Origin of the sequence: Lysobacter enzymogenes, from assembly GCF_017355525.1 — a bacterium.
Taxonomy (GTDB): Bacteria; Pseudomonadota; Gammaproteobacteria; order Xanthomonadales; family Xanthomonadaceae; genus Lysobacter; species Lysobacter enzymogenes_C.
This window is the reverse complement of record NZ_CP067395.1, coordinates 1,175,566-1,188,556: the sequence shown is the minus strand read 5'-3', so window position 1 is coordinate 1,188,556 and position 12,991 is coordinate 1,175,566. Positions and strand designations below refer to the sequence as shown.

11 protein-coding genes are annotated in these 12,991 nt (G+C 68.5%); 2 read left to right on the top strand and 9 right to left on the bottom strand.

Annotated elements, in window-relative coordinates; translation table 11 throughout:
- Positions 1 to 128: 128 nt before the first annotated feature.
- Complete coding sequence (locus JHW38_RS04710; RefSeq protein WP_207524864.1) at positions 129 to 728, top strand: NAD(P)H-dependent oxidoreductase; 600 nt, start codon at positions 129 to 131, stop codon at positions 726 to 728.
- 139 nt (positions 729 to 867) lie between these two features.
- Here the strand turns inward: JHW38_RS04710 and JHW38_RS04705 are convergent, their stop codons facing one another.
- Both JHW38_RS04705 and JHW38_RS04700 read right to left on the bottom strand, forming a co-directional pair.
- Entirely contained in the window at positions 868 to 1,503 is a 636-nt protein-coding gene (locus JHW38_RS04705) for a ferritin-like domain-containing protein (protein WP_207524863.1), read from the bottom strand.
- Between the two features lie 113 nt (positions 1,504 to 1,616).
- Positions 1,617 to 2,093 (bottom strand): peroxiredoxin, encoded by a 477-nt coding sequence (locus tag JHW38_RS04700; protein ID WP_207524862.1) that lies wholly within the window; start codon positions 2,091 to 2,093, stop codon positions 1,617 to 1,619.
- Positions 2,094 to 2,311: 218 nt separating this feature from the next.
- Between JHW38_RS04700 and JHW38_RS04695 the strand changes: the two genes are divergently transcribed.
- Positions 2,312 to 3,208, top strand: a complete 897-nt coding sequence (locus JHW38_RS04695; protein WP_207524861.1) for a DnaJ C-terminal domain-containing protein — start codon at positions 2,312 to 2,314, stop codon at positions 3,206 to 3,208.
- Between the two features lie 325 nt (positions 3,209 to 3,533).
- On the opposite strand, the gene JHW38_RS04690 is transcribed toward JHW38_RS04695, so the two are convergent.
- The 7 genes from JHW38_RS04690 to JHW38_RS04660 all read right to left on the bottom strand — a co-directional run bounded on the left by JHW38_RS04690 (position 3,534) and on the right by JHW38_RS04660 (position 12,602).
- Complete coding sequence (locus tag JHW38_RS04690) at positions 3,534 to 3,905, bottom strand: response regulator (RefSeq protein ID WP_207524860.1); 372 nt, start codon at positions 3,903 to 3,905, stop codon at positions 3,534 to 3,536.
- Positions 3,906 to 3,964: 59 nt separating this feature from the next.
- On the bottom strand, positions 3,965 to 4,957 hold the full coding sequence (locus tag JHW38_RS04685) for a YhdH/YhfP family quinone oxidoreductase (protein WP_207524859.1): 993 nt from the start codon (positions 4,955 to 4,957) through the stop codon (positions 3,965 to 3,967).
- 78 nt (positions 4,958 to 5,035) lie between these two features.
- Positions 5,036 to 6,037 carry a hypothetical protein gene (locus JHW38_RS04680; protein WP_207524858.1) on the bottom strand — a complete coding sequence of 334 codons (1,002 nt, stop codon included), beginning with the start codon at positions 6,035 to 6,037 and terminating at the stop codon, positions 5,036 to 5,038.
- A gap of 54 nt (positions 6,038 to 6,091) precedes the next feature.
- A complete protein-coding gene (locus JHW38_RS04675) occupies positions 6,092 to 6,685 on the bottom strand; it encodes a TIGR00730 family Rossman fold protein (RefSeq protein WP_207524857.1) in 594 nt (197 codons plus the stop codon).
- A gap of 172 nt (positions 6,686 to 6,857) precedes the next feature.
- Positions 6,858 to 8,282: a dihydrolipoyl dehydrogenase gene (lpdA, locus tag JHW38_RS04670; RefSeq protein ID WP_207524856.1), complete on the bottom strand. Its 1,425-nt coding sequence runs from the start codon at positions 8,280 to 8,282 to the stop codon at positions 6,858 to 6,860.
- 174 nt (positions 8,283 to 8,456) lie between these two features.
- The gene (gene sucB / locus JHW38_RS04665) at positions 8,457 to 9,665 is read right to left on the bottom strand and encodes a dihydrolipoyllysine-residue succinyltransferase (protein WP_207524855.1); all 1,209 of its coding nucleotides are present in this window, start codon (positions 9,663 to 9,665) and stop codon (positions 8,457 to 8,459) included.
- A 105-nt stretch (positions 9,666 to 9,770) separates the two neighbouring features.
- On the bottom strand, positions 9,771 to 12,602 hold the full coding sequence (locus JHW38_RS04660) for a 2-oxoglutarate dehydrogenase E1 component (protein WP_207524854.1): 2,832 nt from the start codon (positions 12,600 to 12,602) through the stop codon (positions 9,771 to 9,773).
- Positions 12,603 to 12,991: the final 389 nt, after the last annotated feature.

The window sequence follows — 12,991 nt, the reverse complement described above, 5'->3', positions numbered from 1 at the left end:
CGGCGGCGGAAAGATTCAGTTCCATGCCGGGGCCCTGCGCGGTCGTCGGGACGGCTTGACAGTCGCAACTACCGAAAGTAGCTTACTTTTAGTAAGTTACTTTCGGTAATTAAACTCAGGAGCCCGCCATGCACGCCTTGATAGTCTTCGCCCATCCCGACCCGGATTCGCTGACCCACGCCGCCGCGGCCCGCGTCGCCGAGGGGCTGCGCGCCGCCGGCCACAGCGCCGAGCTGGCCGACCTCGCCGGCGAAGGCTTCGACCCGCGTTACGGCCAGGCCGACCACGACGCCTACCGCGAACGCGCGCCGCATCCGCCGCAGGTGCGCGCCGAGCAGGCGCGGATCGACCGCGCCGATGCGCTGGTGCTGGTGTTTCCGGTGTACTGGTGGTCGATGCCGGGCCTGCTCAAGGGCTGGGTCGACCGGGTGTTTTCCAACAACTGGGCCTACGCGACCCGCGACGGCCGCGTGGTCGGGCAGTTGCAGCGTTTGCAGGTGCATCTGTTCGGTATCGGCGGCGCGGACCAGCGCAGCTACGTCAAGCACGCGTACGACGTGGCGATGAAGACCCAGATCGACCACGGCGTGTTCGATTACTGCGGCGCCTGCGTGGCCAGTTCGACGGTGCGTTTCGATACCGAGGGGCGCGATCGGCAGCCGCATCTGGATGCGGCGTTCGAGCTCGGGCGCGCAGTGTTCGAGGGCGAGGGGTGCCGGGCGGCGTGAGTTCGCGCAGGCGTTGAGGCGGTCGTCGCAGGCGCGGTGGCGCGGTCGCGGCTCGCGCCGCTCCTACAGGCAGCCCCTGTAGGAGCGGCGCGAGCCGCGACCGCGAAAATTCAACTACGGCGACACCCGACTGCGCGCGTCAGCGCCCCGTCCACCCATCCAGCATGTCCGCCAACTCGTCGGCATGCTCCTCCTCCTGCGCCAGGATGTGCTCCATCATCCGCTTGGTCGTGGTGTCCTTGTCGCCGACGAACTCGATGATCGCGCGGTAGCTGTCGATGGCGATGCGCTCGGCGATCAGGTCCTCCTTGACCATGTCGCGCAGATCGCGGCCTTCGACGTATTCGGCGTGCGCGCGGCCGGACAGCACGTCGGGGTTGAGGTCGGGTTCGCCGCCGAGCTGGACGATGCGTTCGGCGATCAGGTCGGCGTGCGCCTGTTCTTCGTTGGCGTGCTCGAGGAATTCGGACTTGATCGCGTCGGCCATCAGGCCGCTGGCCATGAAGTAGTGGCGCTTGTAGCGCAGCACGCAGACGATTTCGGTGGCCAGCGCTTCGTTGAGCAGCCGCACCACGGTTTCGCGGTCGGCGCTGTAGCTGGCGGTGATCGCGCCGTCCTCGATGTGCTGGCGCGCGCGCGCACGGATCGCGCTGAGGTCGGCGACGAAGGCCGAGGGTTTGGCCGCGGCGGGCTTGCCGGCGGAGGTTTTGCCGGCGGGTTTGCTCGCGGGCGCTTTGCCGGCGCTGCCGCGCTGGCTGACGGGCTTGGCAGACATGACGTCTCCTGGCTGGTCGGGGGGAAGGGGCGGAGTACCTCGACAGGTAAAGGCTGGAAAGCGGACGGGGAAGAACGACGGCGCCGGGTCGCAAGGGCCCGGCGCCGCGCGGATCAGACTTGCTCGAGCATGTATTCGGCCGAGGACACGCGGTACTCGCCCGGCTCCTCGACGTGGACCTGCTTGACCGTGCCGTCCTCGATGTACAAGGCGAAGCGCTTGGCGCGCGTGCCCATGCCGTAGGCGCTGGCGTCGAGCTCCAGGCCGAGCGCGCGGGTCAGCTCGCCGTTGCCGTCGGACAGCATCAGCAGGCCGTCGGGCACGTGCTGAGTCTTGGCCCAGGCCTGCATGACGAAGGGATCGTTGACGGCCAGGCAGGCCACGTCGATGCCCTTGTCGCGGAATTGCTGGAAGTGCTGGACGAAGCCGGGCAGGTGCTTCTCCGAACAGGTCGGAGTGAACGCGCCGGGCACCGCGAACAACACCGCTTTGCCGTCGTCGAACAGGGCGCGGGTATCGACCGTCTCGATGCCGTCGTTGATGCGCTTGAGCGCGACTTCGGGCAGGCGGTCGCCGACCTGGATGCTCATGGGATTCTCCTGGGGTGGGGGTGAAGTCTAGGAAGGCAGGGCTAAACTCGGCGTCAAGGCGGCTTGACGGGATTGTTGCGTTCGACGGCAGCGTTTCGCGGGTTCGGCGCGACTTGAAAATCCCGCGTCCGCCGCCATGCTTGTGACCTCAATGATGCGCCAAGGCGGCCTGTGCGGACAGCGCTGCGCTTGGCGCTTGCGCCGTGGAGCCCGCATCGATGCAGTTCAAGGATTACTACGAAACCCTCGGCGTGGAGCCGAGCGCGGGCGAGGCGGAGATCAAGACCGCCTATCGCCGGTTGGCGCGCAAGTACCACCCCGACGTCAGCAAGGAAGCCGGCGCGGAAGACCGGTTCAAGGCGGTCAACGAGGCTTATGAGGCGCTGCGCGATCCGCAAAAGCGCGCGGCCTACGATCAGCTGCGCGCGCGCGGCTATCGCCCCGGCGACGAAGTGCACGCGCCGCCGGGCGGTTTCGGCGGCGGCCAGGGCGGCCCGGATTTCGAGGAGATCTTCGCCGGCGGCGGCGCGGGCGGCGGTTTCAGCGACTTCTTCGAGACCCTGTTCGGCCGCGGCCGCGCCGCGCCGGGCGCGGGCGGCTTCGGCCAGCGCGGCGCGCCGCCGCGCGGCGACACCCGGGCCAAGCTGGCGGTGTCGCTGGAGACCGTCTACGAAGGCGGGCAGGTGCGCATTTCGGTCAACCACAAGACGCTGGACGTGCGCGTGCCCAAGGGCATCCGCCCGGGCCAGCTGATCCGCCTCGCCGGCCAAGGCACCCACGGCGATCTGCTGCTGGAGATCGAGTACGCCGCGCACCCGCAGTTCGAAGTCGACGGGCGCAACGTCATCCACGTGCTGGAACTGGCGCCGTGGGAAGCCGCGCTCGGCGCCAGCGTCAGCGTGCCGACCCTCGGCGGCGCGGTCGAGCTGAAGATTCCGGCCAATTCCGAGGCCGGCCGCAAACTGCGCCTGCGCGGACGCGGCCTGCCGGGCACGCCGGCCGGCGATCAGATCGTCGAACTCGAAGTGCTGGCGCCGCGCGCCGACAACGACGCGCAGCGCGAGGCGTACGAAGCCTTGCGCGTGGCGTTCGGCGAAGACTGGCGGCGCGATTGAGCCGACGGACGGGACGGGTTCGCGCCGCATGAACGGGTGCGGCCGGCGCTGAACTGCGAAGTTTTGCGCGAACTGCGCAAGCGCTCGCGAGAGCGCGGCGGCGCATGCGGAGCGTATACGCCACGAGTGCGCGCATAGGCGCATCCGCGGTCGTCGCGAAGTGCACCGCGGCGTAGCGGGGCGGGCCTGCGCGGGCCGCATCCGCCACGTGCGTGCGGCGCGCCGGACAGGCAGACAGCGGCGTTCGCCCGACCCCAAACGCAAGAATCCCGGCTCGCGCCGGGATTCCGTGTTCATCCTGCAAGCGCGGCGGGCCGCGCCCGGTTCAGCCGGCCGCGGGCAACAACTGGCCGATGATCTCGGACAGGTCGGTCTCGCTGAAAGGCTTGGTGATATAGGCTTTCGCGCCTTGGCGCATGCCCCACACCCGGTCGGTGTCCTGGTCCTTGGTGGTGACCAGCACGATCGGGATGTGCTTGGTGGTGCTTTCCCGGCAGATCGAACGGGTGGCCTGGAACCCGTTGAGGTTCGGCATGACCACGTCCATCAGGATCAGGTCGGGCAGCTCGCGCTTGGCGGCTTCGACGCCGGCGGCGCCGTCTTCTGCGGTGAGGGCCTCGTGGCCCAGTTTCTCGACGATGCGACGGATGCCCATCAGCTGGGACGGCGAATCGTCGACGATCAAAATACGCGCCATATCTTTCCCCTGGAACTTGCGGCCGATTGTAGCGACGCGCCGCGCGGCTGCAATGCCAACTAGATCACGACCAGGGTCCGGCCCAGGGAACCCCCGGCCAGCATGCCCGGAAACGCCTGCGGCAACTCCGACAGCGTCACTTCGCGGGTGCAGATGCGGTCCAGATGCGCCGGTTTCCAGTCGCTGGCCAGACGCTGCCAGATCTCGTCGCGGATCGCGCGCGCGGTGCCGGCCGAGGCCACGCCGAGCAGCGACACGCCGCGGATGATGAACGGCATCACCGTGGTGTCCAGATCGTGGGTCGCGGCGAGGCCGGCGCTGGCGACGTTGCCGTACGGCGCGGTCTGCGCGAGCAGGCTGGCGAGCATCGGCCCGCCGACGTTGTCGAGGCCGCCGCCGAAGCGCGCCGAATCCATCGGCCGGGTCGTCGCCAGCGCGTCGCGGCCGAGCACCTGGCTGGCGCCGATCGACTTGAGGTAATCGGCCTGTTCGCTCTTGCCGCTGACCGCATGCACTTCGAAGCCGGCGCGGCTGAAGATGTCGAGCGCGAGCGAACCCACGCCGCCGCTGGCGCCGGTCACCGCGAGCGGCCCCAGTTCCGGCGCCTGGCGGTTTTCCAGCATCCGGAACAGCGCCAGCGCGGCGGTGAAGCCGGCGGTGCCGAGCACCATGGCCTCGCGCAGGCTCAGCCCGGCCGGCAGCGGGATCGCCCACTGCGCCGGCAGGCGCGCGTACTCGCTGTAGCCGCCGTCGCGGGTCTCGCTGAGGCCGCAGCCGGTGACCACGACCGCGTCGCCTTCCTTGAACTTGGCGTCGCTCGACGCGACCACGTGGCCGGCCACGTCGATCCCGCCGACCAGCGGAAACGAGCGCAGGATCTTGCCCTCGCCGGTGCCGGCCAGCGCGTCCTTGAAGTTGATCGAGGAGTACGCGGTCTTGATCGTGACCTCGCCGGGGGCGAGATCGTCGATCGACACCTGTTCGACGCCGCTGCGGTAACCGGCGGCGTCGTTGTGGATGCGGAAGGCGTTGAACGCGGCGGGAACGGTCATGGCGCGGACTCCGGAAGCAGACCGCGATGATAGCCCAGCGCCGGCGCGCGCCGCGGTGCGCGGCGCGCTGTGCGGCGTTCAGCGCTTGTCTTTGGATGGCTGCGCGGCTTTTGCGCCGCGTTTGTTGCCGCGCTTTGCCGTGTCGGCCGCATCGCCCGCTTCGGTCGCGCCGGCCGGCAGCAAACGGATGCTCCCGTCTTCGACTTTCCACAGCCGGCGGTTGCGCACGGTGGTGACGTAGATCGGTTTGCGGTATTGCAGGCTCATGAACGCGTGGAAGCAGGTCGGCGTGTCCGAGGCCAGGTGGCTGATCGTCAACGCTTCGACTTTCTTCAGTTCGCGCGGATCCAGGTTGACGCAGCTGCGGGTCTGCTCGAAACGATCGAGCACGCGCGTGCCGTCGCGCGAAACGCGGAACAGCGCGTGGCCGCCCAGCGGCAGCGAATCGTCGGTCCACGGCGACATCAGGAACACCAGGATCTGCGCCGGCTGGCCGGGCTCGCTCCATTCGATCGCGACGGTGTTCGGCGGCGCCTTGGCGCAGTAGGTCATCGATTGCGCGCGCGCGAGCTTGATCGCGGCCAGCAGGCGCAGCTCGCGCTCGCTGGCCGGTCGCGGCGGGTCGAGCCGGCGCGAGTCGCGCGCCGTCAGCGGCGTGCGCAGCGGCAGCGAGGATTGCGCGAACGCGAGCGTGCGGCCGTCGGCGCGGACGAAGTAGCGCACGTCGACGCGGTCGGCGTGTTCCTCGCTGAGCCAGCCGGCGGGTTCGCCGGGCAGTGAACTCAGCGCGCCGGCGGCGTTGAGCGAATCGCTGGTCAGCCACGCGGCGACGTCGTGGCGGCGCAAGATCGCGCCCAGCGCTTCGGCGCGCGACACGTCTTCGCGGTAGCCGGCCGGAATCTCGCAGACGATCCGACGCGCGGCGGCGGCGACTTCGGCCGGCAGCTTGCGCGCGGCTGCGCAGTCGGTGTCGGGCACGTAAGGCGCCGGCGCGGTGGCGCGGGCGGGAAACACTGCGCAGGCCGCGGCGAGGCCGGCGGCGCACAGGCAAGAGGCGTACAGCCAAGAACGGAAATCCATTTCGTTCTCCTCTAGGGATGGCGCCCGCACCGGCGGTGCGGGCGCCGGTGCAGCTTAGCGCATCGCGCTGCGCCGCTTCTCGTCCATCCACTTCGACGAGCGCGCCGGCTGGTAGGCGCGCATCCACTCCAGCATCGTGTCGATGTCGTCGCCGTGCCACAGGTCCTGGCGCTGGTCCGGGTGCAGGAAGCGCTCGGCGACCATGCGGTCGAGCATGCCCATCAGCGGCGAATAGAACCCGTCGATGTCCAGGAACGCGCAGGGCTTGTCGCCGATGCCGAGCTGGCGCCAGGTCAGCATCTCGAACATCTCGTCGAGGGTGCCGAAGCCGCCGGGCAGGGCGACGAAGCCGTCGGCGAGCTCGAACATGCGCTGCTTGCGTTCGTGCATCGAACCGACGACTTCGAGCTTGCTCAGGCCCTTGTGGGCGACTTCCCAGTTGACCAACTGTTCGGGAATCACCCCGATCGCTTCGCCGCCGGCTTCGAGCACGGCGTCGGCGACCACGCCCATCAGGCCGACGTTGCCGCCGCCGTAGACCAGGGCGATGCCGTCGCGGGCCAGGCGGGTGCCCAGCACCATCGCGCGTTCGGTGTAGATCGGACGGGAGCCGGCGTTGGAGCCGCAGTACACGCAGAGGGTTTTCATGGCCACGGGATTCGGGATTGGAGATTAGGGATTCGCCGAAAGCGCTGGTTGGCGATGGGACGCTGGACGTAAAAGCAAAACGCCAGGCTTGGCCTGGCGCATGCTTCGCGGCTTGGGGTGGGGATCGGAAGCGCTGTGCGAATCCCGAATCCCGACATCCCCAATCCCGGCTTTAGTTCGCCTTATGGATAGCGCGCTTGTCGACCGCCATCGCCGCGTCGTGGATCGCTTCCGACAAGGTCGGGTGAGCGTGGCAGATGCGCGCGAGGTCGTCGGCCGAACCCTTGAACTCCATGGTCAGCACGCCTTCGTGGACCAGTTCGGAGACGCCGACGCCGACCAGGTGCAGGCCGAGCACGCGGTCGGTCTCGGCGTGGGCGATGACCTTGACGAAGCCGGCCGGCTCGCCCATGGCCACCGCGCGGCCGATCGCCGCGAACGGGAAGCTGCCGGTCTTGTACGGCACGCCGTCGGCCTTGAGCTGCTGCTCGGTCTGGCCGACCCAAGCGATTTCCGGCTCGGTGTAGATGACCCACGGAATGGTGTCGAAGTTGACGTGGCCCGGCAGGCCGGCGATCAGTTCGGCCACCGCGATGCCTTCCTCGAAGCCCTTGTGCGCCAGCATCGGGCCGCGCACGCAGTCGCCGACCGCCCAGACGCCGTCGACGCCGGTGTGGCAATGCTCGTCGACTTCGATCTGGCCGCGCTCGTTGAGCTTGACCCCGGTGCCTTCGGCCAGCAGGCCTTTGGACGCGGCGCGGCGGCCGACGGCCACCAGCAGCTTGTCCACGACCAGTTGCTGGTCGGCCTTGCCGTCGTTGTAGGTCAGGTGGACTTCATCGCCCTTGATCTCGGCCTTGGAGACCTTGGCGCCGAGCTTGATGTCCAGGCCCTGCTTCTTGAATTCCTTGGCCGCGGTCTTGGCGACTTCGGCGTCGGCGGCGGCGAGGAAGTCCGGCAGCGCTTCCAGGATGGTGACTTCCGAACCCAGGCGCTTCCACACGCTGCCCAGTTCCAGGCCGATCACGCCGGCGCCGATCACGCCCAGGCGCTTGGGCACTTCGGTGAAGTCCAGCGCGCCGACGTTGTCGACGATCTTGTCGCCGTCGAACTTGGCGAACGGCAGTTCGATCGAATCCGAACCGGCGGCGATGATGACGTTGGTGCCCTTGAGCTCGACTTCGCTGCCGTCGTGCTGCTTGACCTTGACGATGTTGCCCGGGTGCAGGGTGCCGAAGCCGTAGTACGGGGCGATCTTGTTCGCCTTGAACAGCATCGCGATGCCGCCGGTGAACTGTTTGACGATCTTGTCCTTGCGGCCGACCATCGTGCCGATGTCGATCTTGGCGTTGTCGGCGCTGATGCCGTGCTCGCCGAACAGGTGCTGCAGGTTCCAGTACTGGCGCGAGCTGTCGAGCAGGGCCTTGGACGGGATGCAGCCCACGCGCAGGCAGGTGCCGCCGAGAGCCGGCTTGCCGTCCTTGCCGAGCGCGGCGTCGATGCACGCGGTCTTCAGGCCCAGCTGCGCGGCGCGGATGGCGGCGTGGTAGCCGGCGGGGCCGGCGCCGATGACGACTACGTCGAATTGTTCGCTCATTTCATTCGCTCACGGGATTCGGGATTGGGGATTCGGGATTCGTTCAAAGCGCTCAAGCGCCGCGAATGCCAAATCCGCGAAATGCTGCAAAGCTGAGGTCGGGAGTGGGAACGAAACCGCGTCGGCTTTGCCGTTGCGAATCCCGAATCCCCAATCCCGAATCCCAGCTCGGCATCACATGCCGAGCAGCATGCGGTGCGGATTTTCCAGCTGGTTCTTGATGTCGACCAGGAACAGCACCGCGTCCTTGCCGTCGATGATGCGGTGATCGTAGGACAGCGCGATGTACATCATCGGCGCGGCCACGACGGCGCCGTTCTCGACGATCGCGCGCTCCTTGATCGCGTGCATGCCGAGGATCGCCGACTGCGGCGGGTTGACGATCGGGGTCGACATCAGCGAGCCGAAGGTGCCGCCGTTGGTGATGGTGAAGGTGCCGCCCTGCAGGTCTTCCAGCGCCAGCTTGCCGTCGCGGGCCTTCTTGGCGTAGTCGCCGATGGCCTTTTCGATGTCGGCGAAGCCCAGGCGCTCGACGTTGCGCAGCACCGGGGTCACCAGGCCCTTGTCGGTCGACACGGCGATCGAGATGTCCGAGTAGCCGTGGTAGATCACGTCGTTGCCGTCGACCGAGGCGTTGACGATCGGGTGGCGCTGCAGCGCGTTCGCCGCGGCCTTGGCGAAGAAGCTCATGAAGCCGAGCTTGACCCCGTTGGCCTTCTCGAAGCTCTCGCCGAGCTCCTTGCGCATGGCCATGACCTTGCCGAGGTTGACTTCGTTGAACGAGGTCAGCATGGCGATGGAGTTCTTCGACTGCATCAGGCGCTCGGCGATGCGCGCGCGCATGCGGGTCATCGGCACGCGTTCTTCCGGACGCGCGCCCGCGGCCGAACCCACGCCGCCGGACTTGGCGTAGTTGAGGATGTCTTCCTTGGTCACCGCGCCCTTGCGGCCGGTGCCTTCGACCTGGGCGGCGTCGACGCCCTGGGTGTTGGCGGCGAAGCGCGCGCCCGGCGGCAGCTGGTCGTTGGCCGACGGCGCGGCGGCGGGCTTGGCGGCCTCGGTCTTGGCCGGAGCGGCGGCGGCAGCGGCGGCCGGAGCCGCAGCGGCTTCGGTCTTGGCCGGAGCGGCCGGCGCAGCGGCGGCGGCGCCGGCTTCGACGATCGCGATCAGCTGCTGGCTGGTCACGGTCGCGCCTTCTTCGAACTTGATTTCCTTGAGCACGCCGTCGACCGGCGAGGGCACTTCGAGCACGACCTTGTCGGTTTCGAGGTCGACCAGGTTCTCGTCGCGCTTGACCGCGTCGCCCGGCTTCTTGTGCCACGTGGCGATCGTGGCGTCGGAGACCGACTCGGGCAGAACGGGGACTTTGATCTCGGTGCTCATGGGGCAGGCATCCTGGAGTACTTGAAGGTGGAGTTCGAATCTGGGGTTTTCGCGGAAGGTCCGGCGCCGGCAGCGGCGCCGGACCTTCCCGATGGAGCCCGCGCCTTACTCGGCGCTGGACTCCCCGTGCAGCGGATTGACCAGCGCGTCGGCGACCAGCTTGGTCTGCTCGGCGACGTGGTCGGCCAGGTGGCCGGCCGCCGGCGACGGCGAACGGGCGCGGCCGGCGTAGTGCAGGGCCTGCTTCGGCGCCAGGCAGGCGCTGAGGTGGTGACGGATCTGGTACCACGCGCCCTGGTTCTGCGGTTCTTCCTGGCACCACACCACGTCCTTGGCCGCGCCGAAGCGCTTGAGCTCGGCGGCCAGCGCCTCGCGCGGGAACGGGTAGAGCTGCTCGACGCGGACGATGGCGACGTCTTCGACGCCGTCCTTCTGCGCCTGTTCGAACAGGTCGTAATAGACCTTGCCCGAGCACAGCACCACGCGCTTGACCTTCTTGGCGTTGGCGGCGGCGTCCGGGATCAGGTGCTGGAACTCGCCGTTGGCCAGTTCTTCCAGGCTCGACACCGCCAGCTTGTGGCGCAGCAGCGACTTCGGCGTCATCACCACCAGCGGCTTGCGCGTGCTCATGCGCATCTGCCGGCGGATCATGTGGTAGGCCTGGGCCGGGGTGGTCGGCACGCAGACCAGCATGTTCTCCAGCGCGCACAGCTGCAGGAAGCGCTCCAGGCGCGCCGAGCTGTGCTCGGGGCCCTGGCCTTCGTAGCCGTGCGGCAGCAGCAGCGCCAGACCGCACAGGCGGCCCCACTTGGCTTCGCCCGAGGACAGGAACTGGTCGATGACCACCTGCGCGCCGTTGGCGAAGTCGCCGAACTGCGCTTCCCAGATGTCCAGGGTCATCGGATCGGCGGTCGAATAGCCGTATTCGAACGCCATCACCGCTTCTTCCGACAGCAGCGAGTCGATGATGGTGACGTCGGACGGGTTCTTGACCAGGCGGCGCAGCGGCATGACGTATTCGTCGGTGCTCTGCTCGTGCAGGATCGCGTGGCGGTGGAAGAAGGTGCCGCGGCCGCTGTCCTGGCCGACCAGGCGCAGCTTGTAGCCTTCGCTGATCAGGGTGGCGTAGGCCAGGTTCTCGGCGAAGCCCCAGTCGCCCGGCTGTTCGCCGGCCGACATCTTGCGGCGATCTTCGTAGATCTTGGCCACGCGCGGGTGCAGCTTGACGCTGTCCGGGATGGCGTTGATCTCGACCGCCAGCGCATCGAGCTTGGCGCGGTCGAAGGTGGTGTCGACCGGATCGCTGAGCTTGCCCTGCAGGTACTTGGACCAGTCGATGGTGAACTCGTCGGGCTTGACCTCGACCAGTTCGGTGGTGACTTCGCCGGCGTCGAGCTTGTTGCGGTAGCCGTCGACCAGCGCCTGCGCGTCCTCGGCCTTGATCGTGCCTTCGGCGACCAGTTGGTCGGCGTAGATCTCGCGCGGGGTCTTGTGCTTGCGGATCACCTGGTACATCAGCGGCTGGGTCGCCGCCGGCTCGTCGGCCTCGTTGTGGCCGTGGCGGCGGTAGCAGACCAGGTCGATGACCACGTCGCGGCCGAAGCGCTGGCGGAAGTCCAGCGCCAGCTCGGCGCAGAACACCACCGCTTCGGGGTGGTCGGAGTTCACGTGCAGGATCGGCGCGCCGACCATCTTGGCCACGTCGGTGCAGTACAGGGTCGAGCGCGCGTCCTGACGTTCCGAGGTGGTGAAGCCGACCTGGTTGTTGATGACGATGTGCACGGTGCCGCCGACGGCGAAGCCGCGCGCCTGCGACATCTGGAACAGCTCCATGCCGACGCCTTGGCCGGCGAACGCGGCGTCGCCGTGCAGCAGCACCGGCAGCACCTGGGCGCGGCCGTTGTCGCCGCGGCGGGTCTGGCGCGAACGCACGCTGCCGGCGACCACCGGGTTGACGATTTCCAGGTGCGAGGGATTGAACGCCAGCGCCAGGTGGACCGGGCCGCCCGGGGTGGCGACGTCGGCGCTGAAGCCCATGTGGTACTTCACGTCGCCGCTGTGGGCGTGCTCGTCGTGGTCGAACTTGCCTTCGAACTCGTCGAACAGCTTGCGCGGCGGCTTGCCGAGGGTGTTGACCAGGACGTTGAGGCGGCCGCGGTGGGCCATGCCGATGACCACGTCCTGCACGCCCTGTTCGCCGGAGCGGCGGATCGTGGTGTCCATCAGCGGGATCAGCGCGTCGCCGCCTTCCAGCGAGAAGCGCTTCTGGCCGACGTACTTGGTGCCCAGGTAGCGCTCCAGGCCGTCGGCCGCGGTCAGGCGCTCGAGGATGCGGACCTTGTCGGCGGCGCTGCGGCCGAACTTGCCGCCGGCCGCTTCCAGGCGCTCGTACATCCAGCGGCGCTGTTCGGCGTCGGCGATGTGCATGAACTCGGCGCCGATCGGGCCGGTGTAGGTCGCCTTGAGCAGGGCGACCAGCTCGCCGAGCTTCATCCGTTCCTTGCCGGCGACGCCGCCGGTGGAGAATTCGACCGACTGGTCGCTTTCGGACAGGCGGTGGAAGCCCAGCGCCAGGTCCGGCGCGTCGGGTTTCTGCAGCAGGCCGAGCGGGTCGATGTCGGCGGCGAGGTGGCCGCGCGAACGGTAGGCGGTGATGACCTTGCCGACCATGCGCTCGCGTTCGTCGCCGCCCGAGGCGGCGCCGGCCGCGGCGACCGCGCCGCGCGCGGCGGCCTTGCCGGCCGCGGTGATGCTGTCGATCGCGGCCGAGTGCGGCACATCGCCGGCCTCGCGGCCCTTGAAGCCGTCGAAATAGGCTTTCCACTTGGGCCCGACGCTGTCGGGATCGACCAGGTACTGCTCGTACAGGTCTTCGATGAAGGCGGCGTTGGCGCCGAGTTGCGAGGACTGCGAGAACTGCTTCAGGAGACTGTCCACGATGGCTATCGGGAAACTCTAGGGGACGGGAGAGGGGTCGGCGCGCGCGCGCAAGGCGCCGGGCGCAGACAAGGCTCGGAATTATAGCGGCAGTGTTAAGCGCAAAGGCATAACTACTTACGTCTATGTGGCGGTTTTGGTTCGATTTCCGGCGCCGGCCCGGGCCGGACCGTCGAGCCGACCGTTCCGGCAAGGCGGTATTTCCCGCGCCGCGCGCCGCTAATGTCTTGGGTTGCGGCGGCGGCTTTCAAGCGCGTTGCGGCAAGGGTCGCGGTTTAGGCCGCGCTCAGGCGGCAGACGCGCGGCGCGGCTGGAATCGCTTTCAGCGTCGCGGCGGCGCGGATTGTGCGCGACGGTGGCGGGTCGCTAGGCTGGCGCTCAGGACTCAG

Coding starts and splice junctions, on each gene's coding strand:
- JHW38_RS04680 (WP_207524858.1), bottom strand. CDS start 6,037: ATGGATTTCCGTTCTTGGCTGTACGCCTCTTGCCTGTGCGCCGCCGGC.
- JHW38_RS04705 (WP_207524863.1), bottom strand. CDS start 1,503: ATGTCTGCCAAGCCCGTCAGCCAGCGCGGCAGCGCCGGCAAAGCGCCC.
- JHW38_RS04710 (WP_207524864.1), top strand. CDS start 129: ATGCACGCCTTGATAGTCTTCGCCCATCCCGACCCGGATTCGCTGACC.
- sucB (WP_207524855.1), bottom strand. CDS start 9,665: ATGAGCACCGAGATCAAAGTCCCCGTTCTGCCCGAGTCGGTCTCCGAC.
- JHW38_RS04700 (WP_207524862.1), bottom strand. CDS start 2,093: ATGAGCATCCAGGTCGGCGACCGCCTGCCCGAAGTCGCGCTCAAGCGC.
- JHW38_RS04695 (WP_207524861.1), top strand. CDS start 2,312: ATGCAGTTCAAGGATTACTACGAAACCCTCGGCGTGGAGCCGAGCGCG.
- JHW38_RS04675 (WP_207524857.1), bottom strand. CDS start 6,685: ATGAAAACCCTCTGCGTGTACTGCGGCTCCAACGCCGGCTCCCGTCCG.
- lpdA (WP_207524856.1), bottom strand. CDS start 8,282: ATGAGCGAACAATTCGACGTAGTCGTCATCGGCGCCGGCCCCGCCGGC.
- JHW38_RS04685 (WP_207524859.1), bottom strand. CDS start 4,957: ATGACCGTTCCCGCCGCGTTCAACGCCTTCCGCATCCACAACGACGCC.
- JHW38_RS04690 (WP_207524860.1), bottom strand. CDS start 3,905: ATGGCGCGTATTTTGATCGTCGACGATTCGCCGTCCCAGCTGATGGGC.